This is a genomic window from Microcystis sp. LE19-131.1A (assembly GCF_027532015.1).
In the GTDB taxonomy this organism is placed as follows: domain Bacteria; phylum Cyanobacteriota; class Cyanobacteriia; order Cyanobacteriales; family Microcystaceae; genus Microcystis; species Microcystis ichthyoblabe_A.
Window position 1 is genome coordinate 101,049 of record NZ_JAPZSS010000054.1, and the last position, 11,678, is coordinate 112,726.

At 40.8% G+C, this 11,678-nt stretch carries 13 protein-coding genes and 2 pseudogenes; 10 read left to right on the forward strand and 5 right to left on the reverse strand.

The annotated features are described in order from the left end of the window. Positions 1-409 precede the first annotated feature (409 nt). The 5 genes from glpX (at position 410) to O9323_RS04985 (ending at position 4,670) form a co-directional block, all read left to right on the forward strand. Positions 410-1,447, forward strand: a complete 1,038-nt coding sequence (glpX, locus tag O9323_RS04965; RefSeq protein WP_002756310.1) for a class II fructose-bisphosphatase — start codon at positions 410-412, stop codon at positions 1,445-1,447. Between the two features lie 184 nt (positions 1,448-1,631). Further along, complete coding sequence (locus tag O9323_RS04970) at positions 1,632-2,918, forward strand: glutamyl-tRNA reductase (protein ID WP_002756311.1); 1,287 nt, start codon at positions 1,632-1,634, stop codon at positions 2,916-2,918. Positions 2,919-3,610: 692 nt separating this feature from the next. After that, positions 3,611-4,171, forward strand: a complete 561-nt coding sequence (locus O9323_RS04975; RefSeq protein ID WP_002756312.1) for a hypothetical protein — start codon at positions 3,611-3,613, stop codon at positions 4,169-4,171. Positions 4,172-4,177: 6 nt separating this feature from the next. Then, positions 4,178-4,456 carry a BrnT family toxin gene (locus O9323_RS04980; protein WP_002756313.1) on the forward strand — a complete coding sequence of 93 codons (279 nt, stop codon included), beginning with the start codon at positions 4,178-4,180 and terminating at the stop codon, positions 4,454-4,456. After that, the gene (locus O9323_RS04985) at positions 4,437-4,670 is read left to right on the forward strand and encodes a hypothetical protein (protein ID WP_002756314.1); all 234 of its coding nucleotides are present in this window, start codon (positions 4,437-4,439) and stop codon (positions 4,668-4,670) included. The genes O9323_RS04980 and O9323_RS04985 overlap by 20 nt, the downstream gene beginning before the upstream one ends. Positions 4,671-4,690: 20 nt before the next feature. Here O9323_RS04985 and O9323_RS04990 read toward each other — a convergent pair. The 4 genes and pseudogenes from O9323_RS04990 to O9323_RS05005 all read right to left on the reverse strand — a co-directional run. Further along, positions 4,691-5,293, reverse strand: a pseudogene (locus O9323_RS04990) (IS630 family transposase); the annotation flags it as partial. Positions 5,294-5,428: 135 nt separating this feature from the next. Next, positions 5,429-6,067, reverse strand: coding sequence for a phosphoribosylglycinamide formyltransferase (gene purN, locus O9323_RS04995; RefSeq protein ID WP_130756496.1), 639 nt, complete (start codon positions 6,065-6,067; stop codon positions 5,429-5,431). Further along, positions 6,061-6,348 carry a hypothetical protein gene (locus O9323_RS05000; protein ID WP_002756319.1) on the reverse strand — a complete coding sequence of 96 codons (288 nt, stop codon included), beginning with the start codon at positions 6,346-6,348 and terminating at the stop codon, positions 6,061-6,063. The genes purN and O9323_RS05000 overlap by 7 nt, the downstream gene beginning before the upstream one ends. After that, entirely contained in the window at positions 6,345-6,662 is a 318-nt protein-coding gene (locus tag O9323_RS05005) for a hypothetical protein (RefSeq protein WP_149106962.1), read from the reverse strand. The genes O9323_RS05000 and O9323_RS05005 overlap by 4 nt, the downstream gene beginning before the upstream one ends. Before the next feature lie 409 nt (positions 6,663-7,071). On the opposite strand from O9323_RS05005, the gene O9323_RS05010 reads away from it, so the two are divergent. The 4 genes from O9323_RS05010 to O9323_RS05025 are packed head-to-tail and all read left to right on the forward strand — an operon-like array spanning position 7,072 to position 10,404. Further along, positions 7,072-7,281: a hypothetical protein gene (locus tag O9323_RS05010; protein ID WP_002756323.1), complete on the forward strand. Its 210-nt coding sequence runs from the start codon at positions 7,072-7,074 to the stop codon at positions 7,279-7,281. A 35-nt stretch (positions 7,282-7,316) separates the two neighbouring features. Then, positions 7,317-8,843 carry a substrate-binding domain-containing protein gene (locus O9323_RS05015; protein WP_288124770.1) on the forward strand — a complete coding sequence of 509 codons (1,527 nt, stop codon included), beginning with the start codon at positions 7,317-7,319 and terminating at the stop codon, positions 8,841-8,843. Next, a complete protein-coding gene (locus tag O9323_RS05020; protein ID WP_002756326.1) occupies positions 8,844-9,614 on the forward strand; it encodes an ABC transporter ATP-binding protein in 771 nt (256 codons plus the stop codon). After that, positions 9,607-10,404, forward strand: coding sequence for an ABC transporter permease (locus tag O9323_RS05025; protein ID WP_149106961.1), 798 nt, complete (start codon positions 9,607-9,609; stop codon positions 10,402-10,404). The genes O9323_RS05020 and O9323_RS05025 overlap by 8 nt, the downstream gene beginning before the upstream one ends. A 168-nt stretch (positions 10,405-10,572) precedes the next feature. Here the strand turns inward: O9323_RS05025 and O9323_RS05030 are convergent, their stop codons facing one another. Next, entirely contained in the window at positions 10,573-10,833 is a 261-nt protein-coding gene (locus O9323_RS05030) for a hypothetical protein (protein ID WP_002756329.1), read from the reverse strand. 513 nt (positions 10,834-11,346) lie between these two features. On the opposite strand from O9323_RS05030, the pseudogene O9323_RS05035 reads away from it, so the two are divergent. Further along, a pseudogene (locus O9323_RS05035) lies at positions 11,347-11,678 on the forward strand (IS1/IS1595 family N-terminal zinc-binding domain-containing protein); the annotation flags it as partial.

Consider the following 11,678-nt stretch of genomic DNA (forward strand, 5'->3'; position numbering starts at 1 on the left):
TTTTCCCCTTGGGGAGTCAGTCGTCGATAGCAAATTAGGTTATACTGCATCTTTATGAGAAAGACAGTCAACTAAAATGGCTCATTTTAAAACCTGACCCGATAACGTTATAATTTTGCTCGGCAAAACCGCACCAGATGTTTAGTATTGACAAAGCTGCCCTTGTCTAGCATTCACAACAGGGGTAAGAACCTTCTTTCATGCGATCGCCAGACCAAATCAGCGAACAAGCTCTCCATAACTGAGATGGGGGCGACAGTGCTGGCAAAAATTCCCTAGCTATACCGGTCTCCTCCAGATGATCTACATAAAAACTTAAGAATGATCCCCGTCTGGTGATAGACTTTTGACTGTTAAGGAAACAAACTCACTAGATAAATCATAGATCAGCTGTAGGGAGGATCATCGAGTGGAAAGTACGCTAGGGTTAGAAATTATCGAAGTGGTCGAACAGGCTGCCATTGCCTCCTCGAAGTGGATGGGTAAAGGCGAAAAAAATATCGCCGATCACGTCGCTGTGGAAGCGATGCGTGAACGGATGAATAAAATCCATATGCGCGGTCGCATCGTTATTGGAGAAGGGGAAAGAGACGAGGCTCCCATGCTCTATATTGGCGAAGAAGTGGGTATCTGTACCCAAGTTGATGCCAAACAATATTGTAATCCCGACGAATTAGTCGAAATTGATATCGCCGTCGATCCCTGCGAAGGCACTAACTTGGTTGCCTACGGTCAAAATGGTTCTATGGCCGTGTTAGCGATCTCCGAAAAAGGTGGATTATTCGCCGCTCCTGACTTTTATATGAAAAAATTAGCCGCTCCCCCAGCAGCTAAAGGTCATGTGGATATTAATAAATCGGCGACGGAAAACCTGAAAGTTCTTTCCGATTGTCTCAATCGTTCCATCGAAGAACTGGTGGTAGTGGTTATGGATCGTCCCCGTCACAAGGAATTAATCCAAGAAATCCGCAACGCCGGGGCCAGAGTTCGTCTGATCAGCGATGGTGACGTATCGGCCGCTATTTCCTGCGCTTTTTCGGGAACTAATATTCATGCTCTCATGGGTATCGGTGCCGCTCCAGAAGGGGTAATCTCGGCGGCGGCTATGCGTTGTCTAGGCGGTCACTTCCAGGGACAATTAATCTATGATCCCGAAGTGGTCAAAACCGGTTTAATCGGCGAAAGCCGCGAGGGTAATCTCGCTCGTCTGCAAGAAATGGGCATCACCAATCCCGATCGCGTTTACGGTTGCGAAGAATTAGCCAGTGGCGAAACCGTCCTCTTTGCCGCCTGTGGTATCACCCCCGGCACCCTGATGGAAGGGGTCCGCTTCTTTCATGGTGGCGCTCGAACCCAAAGCTTGGTTATCTCCACCCAATCGAAAACCGCTCGCTTTGTTGATACCGTTCACCTGTTCGACCAACCCAAATACATTCAACTGAGATAATTCCCTGACGCGGTGGGGTGGGTATGGCTCACCTCGCCCCCATTGGTAAAAATATATAAAGTTTTTTTTCAAACATCTTTTATTTGCATCCCGATTGGGACTAAATTGCAACAATTAGAGACATAACGCACTGATCTTTATCAATAATTTTTGTAGCCTGAGCAACATTTGTAGGAGAACATAAATGAATATTGCTGTAGTGGGCTTGAGTCACAAGACAGCCCCGGTGGAAATTCGTGAAAAATTGAGTATCCCGGAAGCGAAAATCGAGTCCGCTCTTACCCACCTCAAGGGTTATCCCCACATCCAAGAGGTGGCGATTATCAGCACCTGTAACCGTTTGGAGATCTACGCCGTGGTTACGGATACGGAAAAGGGCGTGGTGGAAATTACCCAGTTTCTCGCTGAAATCGGACATATTCCCCTTAATGTCCTGCGTCGTTATCTGTTTACCCTACTGCATCAGGATGCTGTCCGTCATCTGCTCCGGGTGTCCGCCGGTTTAGAAAGTCTTGTCCTCGGGGAAGGGCAAATTCTCGCTCAAGTTAAAAATACCCATAAATTAGCTCAAAAGTACAATACTATTAGCCAATTACTCGATCGCCTGTTTAAACAAGCGATGACTGCCGGTAAGCGCGTCCGCACGGAAACCAGTATTGGCACGGGGGCCGTATCGATCAGTTCGGCGGCGGTGGAGTTAGCCCATGCTAAGGTGGCAGACCTCAGCGGCAAGAAAATCGCTATTATCGGGGCAGGGAAAATGTCCCGATTATTAGTTACTCACCTTCTGGCTAAGGGTTCTCAGCAAATTGCGATCGTCAATCGCTCCCAAAGACGGGCCCAGGAGTTGGCCCGTGAATTTCCTAACGTACCAATCCAACTATATGGCTTAGAAGAGATGATGTCCATCGTAGTGGCATCGGATATCGTCTTCACCAGTACCGGAGCCACGGAACCAATTTTAACTAAAAATTTATTGACAGAAGTGACGATTACTGCTACATCGCTGATGTTAATCGATATTTCTGTTCCCCGTAACGTCCACACCGACGTGAAGGAATTGGCACAAGTGCAAGCTTTTAACGTCGATGATCTTAAAGCGGTGGTTGCCGCCAATCAGGAAAGTCGCCGTCAGATGGCCAGGGAAGCAGAGGCACTCCTAGAGCAGGAAGTGGAAGCTTTCGAGCTTTGGTGGCGTTCTTTGGACACTGTACCGACAATTAGCTGTTTAAGAAGCAAAATTGAAGATATTCGCGAACAGGAATTAGAAAAGGCCCTCTCCCGTCTGGGGACGGAATTCGCCGAAAAACACCAAGAAGTTATCGAAGCAATGACCCGCGGTATCGTTAATAAAATCCTTCACGAACCCATGGTACAACTGCGGGCCCAACAGGATATCGAAGCGCGTAAGCGCTGTTTACAATCCCTACAAATGCTCTTTAATCTCAGTGTCGGGGAAGAATATAGTTAGAGTCCGACAATTGACAAAAATTAAGGGTGATTCTACTGGTCTGTTAAGATGATTTTGAGGGATTGGGGGCGAATAATTTGGCAGCATTCCCCTATCCACAATTTCAAGATTGACAGACCACTAAGCGGTTGACTCTCTAAATTACTCGTTAAGACTGTCTATGAGCGTCGGAGTTGACAGCAGGGAGCGGTATAATTAATGGACATCTCCAAGAATTAGACCCAGTCACAGCTTGCTTTTATGCCATGTGCTAATTAAATGGTTCGATAATCGTTGTTGATTCAATTTAACTGGAAAAATATGGGGCAACTAATTTTCTAGGAAATTGAGTTGCAGCAAGTCCTTCAAGGAGATTCATCTTTATATTTAACCCACCTTCCGCACTTCTTAACATTCAATTGATAATTTTTACTAATACATTGCTTACAACCCTTTGCCAGTAAAGATTGTAGCTACAATGATCGATTTTCATCAAGGTGAAGAATTGTAATTTGTTTTCTCAGAAAAAATCAATTATTGAAAATGTTCTCAATAGTAGTTTCTACAATGAAGCTTTTTCGTCAAAACATCTTGGGGAATGTAAAAATATATAAAGCTATATGAAGATGTGCGGAATGTCGGATTTAATTCCAAACACCTACTTAAGATGGTGATTTAGTTCAATTCAATAAGCTATATGGGGAGATGAATTAATGGATAAATCTTCTAAAAAAAAGCAAGAGAACCGGTGGAAATGGTGGGATGACTTTAAAAAGCGGAATGACTCTAAAAAAAAGCAAGAGAACTGGTGGAAATGGTGGAATGACGAGGAAAACCTCAAGTCGATTGAGTATTACGGATTAATCGACCAAGAGATCCATCGTGAACACAATCTGATTGCCAATCGAATGAACTGGTATGTCACTTCCCAGTCTTTTTTAATGGCAGCATTTGCAGTTTCTGGTAATAATAATTATCGACTTGGGTTTCTATCTATATTTTTACCAATACTAGGGATTCTGACATCATTTATTATTGGAGCTTCGCTTTATGCGGCTATCAAAGCTATGGATCAACTTAAGACAGAAAAAAAACGCATCCTTAAGCAGGATAAGTATTTAGGAAATATTTCTACTTTTAAAGCAAGGTTTGTTGACAATAAACATCCCTGGATTCATTGGGTCGGGATTTTCCCGGCTCGTTCTATTCCTGTTTTGTTTTTTATTTTCTGGTTCATTTTTCTATACTTAGCGACACAAACTAAAATATGCTAGAGTGACATGACAAGCACTTTCGATTGGGATAGTCGAAGAGAAGCTGACAATAAGGCTAAACATGGTGTGGACTTTGAGACTGCTCAATATGCGTTTTTCGATCCACATCGTTTGATTGTCCATGATGTCCAACATAGTGACTCAGAGGAACGTTGGTTTTGTATTGGTAAGGTAAAAGACCGGGTTTTAACGGTGCGTTTTACTTACCGCGATGGAGTGATTCGTATATTTGGCGCAGCTGAATGGCGTAAATGGAGAAAATTCTATGAAGAACATAACCCCTGATCCCGCAAAACCGATTGGTAAGGTGACAATTGTCGAAGACTTTTTACCGCCACCAGAGCAGCTAATACCGAATCAAAATACTGTCAGGATAACGATGGAATTTTCTAAGGAGAGTATTGAGTATTTTAAACGGGAAGCTCAACGTCATAATGCTTCCTATCAATCCCTGATTCGTAATCTTGTAGATGCCTATGTCAGACAACAACAGCAGTGAGTATATAGCAATTCTCTAACTTATGAGGTACAGTAGCAACAGTGAGTAAACCAATTGCGAATATCTTTTTGAGTAACTTCTAACATAGCCAATTCAATCCCTTCTATTAAGTCTTTGTAAGTTCTCGCCTTCAGTTTTATTAACATCGCTTTCACTTTTGACCAAAAGTTTTCAATAGCAGAGAATTCGGGAGAATAAGGAGGTAAATAGATAAGTCTAGCTTTTTCTTGTTCGATTATTTCTCTGACCATTTCTCCGAGATGAATCTTGGCGTTATTCATGATCAGACAGTCTCCTTCTTTAATTTTTGGCAGCACTTCCTTCAGAATAAATCCTTCAAATGTTACCGCATCCACTGCACCGTATATATTGACTGATGCCACAACTTTTTCTAAGCTTATAGCACCAATTATTGAAATATTTTTCCCTCTTTTTTGTGGTTTTCTTCCCCAAGCTCTTCGGCCAATTAAGGCTCTAGCATAGAGTCTTAAAAGGGCTAAATTTACCCCCGATTCATCGATGAAAATTAGTTTTGATGCCTCAATTTCCCGCACTTGAGACCAGTATTCCACTCTTTTTTGCTGTACCCTGTCACTTTCTTTTTCCGCCGCGTGTAGTGTTTTTGCCGAAGCCTGACTACTGGCTACTGACTCCTAACTCCACCAACAAACTTTTTGCCGCAAACCCTATTCAACGATTTGCCTTGAATTTTCGTTTTTTTGCCAGTATTCTCGCCAAGGAAGTCCAGAAATCGATCTCTATAGGCTCAATTTCGCTGCTAAAGCGATCGCTACTGGGAAAATGCGATGTTCTTGCACTTGAATGCGTTCGTGGAGACTAGCCGCGGTATCATCCGGGAGAATGGGAACCACTGCTTGCATTAAAATTGGGCCACTATCTACCTCCGCGCGAGCGATATGCACAGTACATCCGGTCACTTTTACCCCCGCGGCTAAAGCTTGTTCCACGGCGCGCACACCTTTAAAACTGGGTAGTAAACTAGGATGGATATTGATCACGCGATCGGGAAAAGCATCCAGTAACACCGGGGTGACAATTCGCATCCAGCCGGCCATAATTACCCATTTTACCCCGTATTCCTGGAAAGTTTCTACTATTGCCCGATCGAGTTCTTCTCTGGGTTTAAATTGACGATGATCGAGGAAAACCGCAGGGATATTGTAGTCAGCGGCTTTTTCTTTTACCTTGGCATCGGGATTATTGTAGATGAGGACAGGAATTCGGGCATTTAGCTGTTTTTTGGCGATCGCTGCCGCCAAAACAGCAAAATTGGAACCACTACCAGAAGCCATCACTCCTAAAGAGAGGGTTTCCCCTAGGGGAATATCGGCCAAACTGAGATCGGGAGAAATTAAACTGGGGGAAATTGTCATAATATTTTATAACCGAGTTCGAGTGCATTGCAAAAGCTATTGAGGCGATTCAGCAAAGCATTATAGTAAGAATAAGCATCATCCCGTTCCTCTTGGAGATAGGCATACAAGGTTAGCTCTGGCTCTGCAGCTAGGTGATTTTTAGGGATATCGAAACCGACTTCCGTTAGGCGCGTCGCTGCGATCGCAACTAGCAACGCCCCAATGGTATTAGACTCACCATTGTGAAGATCCCTCAGTCCGGGTAAGATGATCTCGGCCCCCGGCAACTCATTGAGATTCATGATTGTTTCTCCTCTGGTGGATATTGAAAACGTTCAATGAAGTTCTCGACTCTGCTTCTCAGCACATCAGGGTTAAGGGAGGGGAATCGGATTAGTTCCGGTGCAATCGCTTCAAAGCATTCCCCTAGCTCATTCAAAGAGAATAATTTGTGTTCGTACATAGCCTCAATATCTTTCAAGTCACGGTCAAACCCTCTCGATAGTTTAGAAAGAGCTTGGGCTGTAAAATCATAGTGATAGAAAGAGATTTGACCTCGTTTGCCAATGAATACGCTTCGATCGCGCCATCCCGGAATAGGGTAGGGCTGTTTCATTCTCCCATCAGAATATCAAAAGTAAAAGCGATCACTGTCAGGTAAAATGAGAAGTGACCGCCTACCTTTAAAATATATGTTGAGCTTAATAGAAAAACTGAAACAAGTCAAGGACTTTCGGAAAGATAAAGGAAAAAGACACCCTTTATGCAGGGTAAGCTCATCTAATTTGGTATAAATTGTACTTGACAAAGATTTCTGAATAGGGTAGTGAAATCCCTATCTACCCGCTCCATCACACTGCCGAAAGAAGCCTCCACATTATAGCCAATACCGATGCAAAAGACTCTTGCATAGGGAGATATTGAAGCTTAGGAGAGGCTTTTGGTAGGTTAACGAAATAATTTTTAAAGAGCCTAAATCTGCTTTAGCAATTCTTCAAAAACGCTTTCCAGAAGTCGATCCTAAAGTGGCAGAAGAAGCATTAAAAAGGCTAGTCAACGAAAAAATTATTCCCGCAAATGCTATTACTCAGCAAACTGCTTGGGATAAGGCAATTAAGTTAAGGGTTCAAGCTGGAGATATTAAAAATCCTAAACCCTTTGGGGAATATGTAGATAATACATTTGCGGAAAAAGCGGAAAAAGATTGTCGCTATTCTCCACCTTCAAATCCTTAATTTTGTATTTGTAATCATTACCTTTTGAGATACCTATGGCAAAACTTCAAGAAGTTAATCGAGAAGTTAAAATTATACAAATTGATTTTTACTTTGTTTATTTACCCTTTTATTACGCCACGAGTAATAAGTTCTGGTCTAGTAAGCTAGATAACTATAGATTTAGTTATACTAATGATTTAGCTAAAACAGATAAACAGGTAATTGAGCGTCTTATGAATAGCAATGGCTCAGATATTGTCTTTGCCATTGCTGATCCCGCTTCAATTTTTGAATATCAAGCTCAACATGACGCTAAAGATATTGTTATTTTAGCCGCATTATTGACCAATGCCGCATTCTGGGCAGTCGATCATGATAATCATACAGTAGAAAACTTACAGCACTTAGATCAATTTGACAAAATTGTTGCTTATGGAGAAGGAACAACAAGTCATCGAATAGCTAGAACTATTAATCCACAAAAAACACAATCGGTTCCTCCAAAAACAGAAATAGAGGTTTTAACTCAAGGTAACAGACAGGAAAGTGTTATAGTTCTTACTCCTGATCTTGTAGGATTAGAAAAGACTTTGTTTAATAATAATGAATACCAAGTTAAGTTGAATGTTGGAAGTACGACCGAATTTGATGAGGTTTTAATTACTGCTCTTATCACCCGCCGTGATGTTATTGATCATCATCCAGAACTTGTTAAGGAAGTTCTCAAGGGTATTCAGAGGGCTTGCTATCTTGTCCAAATTGATGATGAGGGTTCAGTAGAATTTGCTGATCATTTTGCGGCTCTTCATCCTTTGCAGCAAAAAACTCCAGAAACAGAAGAAATACTTAGAAGTGCGCTAAACCGTGCAAACTGTTGTCGTGTTTTTCCCGCGGCAATTACAATTACAGAAGCTCAATGGAAAAGGGCTGCACAGGCATTTTGGCGATCAAAAGGAGAGGAGTTTACACAAGAAGTAGAAAATACAGCCAAGAGAATTTATGAAAACAATATACAACCTTATTGTGATTATTCACGAAACGCGACTAAGGCTGTTTTAAGAACTATGTCTAAAGTCCCCATCCAGAATGATACTTTTACACTGAGACAAATTTTATCCATAATGTCAAACTTACCAAATCATCTAAAATATCTTTTAATTCCGGTATTGTTGATTCTAGCAATACTACTTATTCGAGGTTCTTATTCAATAATAATTGATTTTAAGAATTGGGTTCTTACTTTGAATCCTTCTAATCCTTCACCGATAAATCCTGACCTTTCTCCTCCAATACAAGAGATGGTTTCTGTCTCTATGAGACTAAAATGGAGAGGTACTAACGAGCCAATTCAAAATGCTTACATTACTTTTTTTGATGGTGCAAAACCAATTGAAGAAGCGGCAACAAGGACTAACTCTGAAGGGAATTTTACAGTATTTCTTCCTAAGAAGACAATTAAATGTGAAGTAAAGCATCAAGATTTATTCAACAAAATAGAATCTTTTGATTTACTTTTAATATCTCATCTTGGGAATGAAGTTAATATTCCTGAAAAACAATTTCAAAAAAGGAAAAATTAAATGAGTAATTCTACAATTGATATTAAAGTTAAAAATTTGAGTGTCAAATTTCAAAAAAACTCTAAGTCTTTTTTTGCGCTAGATGGAGTTGATTTTGAAGTTAAGCGTGGTGAATTTTTCTGCATTGTTGGCCCTAGCGGTTGCGGAAAATCTACCTTACTTAAAACTCTGTTAGGATTTTTACAGCCAACCACTGGAGAAGTCCATATTTCAGAAGAACGGAAAAAAGCTGGTATGGTTTATTTACCCCAGTCTCCCTCTCTATTACCCTGGAGAACTTTGCTACAAAACGCCGCATTAGGTTTAGAAATTAAAGGAAAACTAAATAAAGATAGACAAGATACTCTTAAATTTGACATTAGTAAATTTGGATTGGGTGATTTTGAAAAACATTTATCTACAGAAATTTCTGGTGGAATGAAGCAAAAAGTCGAGTTAATTCGTGCCTTAGCGAGTGGGCCTCAACTTCTTTTTTGCGATGAACCCTTTGCCTCTATTGATTTTGTTAATCGTTTTGAATTAAATACTGAATTTAAACATCGTTGTACAATAGCAAGAACAACTACGGTTTTTGTAACTCACAACATAGAAGAAGCGATTTTCCTTGGTAACAAAATTGCTGTCATGAGTCAACGCCCTGGACAAATTATGAAAATTTATGAACCGAAATTATCAAAAAATGCTCACGATGCTATTAAATGTAGGGAATCCCCTGAGTTTGAAGATTTGTTTCAAAAAATCTGGGAAAATCTTAAAGGAAATTATGAATAACAAACATCAAAAATGGAAAATTCTATTTATTCAAACTTTAATTATCCTACTTTTTGCCCTGATCTGGCAAGGATTAGGCAGAAGTTCTGAAAATATCTTCTTTCTGATTGGTACTCCTCTAGCTGTCGCAGGTGAGTTTTGGCAACTTCTCATTGCAGGTAATTTCATCGGCAATTTTTTCATAACAGGTGCAGAAGCAGTTGTGGGCTTATTAATTGGTACTTTAATTGGGACAGTTCTTGGACTTTCTTTATGGTTTTCTGAATCGGCTGCTTTTATCGCTAAACCTTTTGTGACCGCGCTTGGTGCATTGCCTGTCTTTGCTCTAGCTCCATTGATGATTGTTTGGTTTGGTGTTGGTTTTGGTATGAAGGTAGCCATCGCAGTTTTTTCAACTGTGTTTGTAGCCTTTAACCAAGCTTATAAAGGAGCCGATTCTGTAGCCCTAGAATATGTTGACACACTTAAAGGAATGAATGCGTCTCGTTCCCAGATTTTTCAAAAAGTAATCATTCCTGGTTCCTTAGATTGGGTATTAAGCTCTATTCGGTTAAATGTTGGATTTGGATTATTGGGGGCATTTATTGGAGAATATATTTCATCAAATGAAGGTTTAGGTTATCTGATTCTTCGTGCTAGTAATCTGTACAATATTCCAAGAGCTTTTGCCGCAGCGATCGGGATTATCGCCCTTGCCTTGATTTTGGATAATATTGCCCAGTTTATTGAACGACGACGTTATACGATTGTCCAATGGATCAGTGTTCCCCCGCAACTTTGGCATCGTTGAGGTGAACAGCCGTCTGTAAAGATACCCTCAATTATCATGACAGAAAATTAAGTTGCGATCACCAGATAAACAGAAAAAGCTGTCGGTTCTGATATGGCTAACCCTTCCAAACGCATTCCTTGCCGGTGGAAGGCGATCGCCGTAAACTAGACGATTAGCGCCATCCCCCTACGGAATAGGGGGCAGAAAATCCTGCGGAGATGCCAGTTCAATGTTGATGTTCAATTCTTTTTTCAGCTTGGCGATCGCTTGAAAAATGCCCGGCGGTTCGGGATCTAGACGGATATCCACATCGACTGTGGAATTCCGCCATCCCACCAGTAAGGCACTCGCTCCACGTGTAAAGTAGATAGTGCCTGAACCCTGAGCTTCTTTACCTAAGATTTGCATTAGGCGTTCTAACTTCTGAGCGTCAACGTTTGCACGCATTTTTTTGCCGTGATTATCTGCCTCAAGTTACCAGTTTAGTTTAGTGCCTACTCAAAGGTAAATTGTACGCCATTCTGAAAGGCGTGATATTTTTTGCCGTTATCTTCTACTATTTCACCGACACCGAGAGCAAAAACTTGTCCTTTTTCGGGTAGTGATTCGGTAGTAGTGGTAAGCCATCTTGCTTATCTGGCCTGAGTCGTGTAGAATATTTACTAATAAAAATAATTGCTTGATAAATGTTGGGGATTTGCTTTTTATGATTGCTATTTTTATCAATATTTTCTCTTGGATAATTAAACTTTGGTTAAATTACGGGCTCTTCTGGTTTCTGTGTGGAAACGGGGTCTATACTGATAGTTTCTTCAGCAAAATAGTCCTAAAAATCTTTCCCAGTAAGCATTTCATGATTCTATAAGCAAAAATTATCACACAAAGTCGAGAAGAGCCAATTACGATGAAGATTTAGAACATTGTCTTCTGACAAAAGATTCACAAACTTCAACATCTTGTTGTCCTAAATGTGGTTATTATCATACCATCAAAAATGGTTCTACACATAATGGCAAGCCGAAACGTCAGTGTAAAAATTGTGGTCAACCGTTTGTGATCAATCCCACTAATAAAACCGTCTCTGACGAAACCAAACAATTAATTGATAAACTCCTGCTCGAACGAATTTTCTTACGAGGAATTGCTAGAGTAACAGGGGTAAGTTGGTCATGGTTACAAAATTATGTCAACAATAAACTGGCGGCTGTCCCCCGTCAAATAAAGGTTTTGGACAAACCAAAAGGTAAATTGGTTATAGAATGTGATGAAATGTGGTCTTTTGTTTTTTCTAA

Excerpts from the sequence above, each read along its gene's own strand:
- O9323_RS04970 (WP_002756311.1), top strand. The coding sequence starts at position 1,632 with ATGAATATTGCTGTAGTGGGCTTGAGTCACAAGACAGCCCCGGTGGAA.
- O9323_RS05000 (WP_002756319.1), bottom strand. The coding sequence starts at position 6,348 with ATGAATCTCAATGAGTTGCCGGGGGCCGAGATCATCTTACCCGGACTG.
- O9323_RS05015 (WP_288124770.1), top strand. The coding sequence starts at position 7,317 with ATGGCAAAACTTCAAGAAGTTAATCGAGAAGTTAAAATTATACAAATT.
- O9323_RS05025 (WP_149106961.1), top strand. The coding sequence starts at position 9,607 with ATGAATAACAAACATCAAAAATGGAAAATTCTATTTATTCAAACTTTA.
- O9323_RS04980 (WP_002756313.1), top strand. The coding sequence starts at position 4,178 with ATGACAAGCACTTTCGATTGGGATAGTCGAAGAGAAGCTGACAATAAG.
- O9323_RS05030 (WP_002756329.1), bottom strand. The coding sequence starts at position 10,833 with ATGCGTGCAAACGTTGACGCTCAGAAGTTAGAACGCCTAATGCAAATC.
- O9323_RS05020 (WP_002756326.1), top strand. The coding sequence starts at position 8,844 with ATGAGTAATTCTACAATTGATATTAAAGTTAAAAATTTGAGTGTCAAA.
- O9323_RS04985 (WP_002756314.1), top strand. The coding sequence starts at position 4,437 with ATGAAGAACATAACCCCTGATCCCGCAAAACCGATTGGTAAGGTGACA.
- O9323_RS04975 (WP_002756312.1), top strand. The coding sequence starts at position 3,611 with ATGGATAAATCTTCTAAAAAAAAGCAAGAGAACCGGTGGAAATGGTGG.
- O9323_RS05005 (WP_149106962.1), bottom strand. The coding sequence starts at position 6,662 with ATGAAACAGCCCTACCCTATTCCGGGATGGCGCGATCGAAGCGTATTC.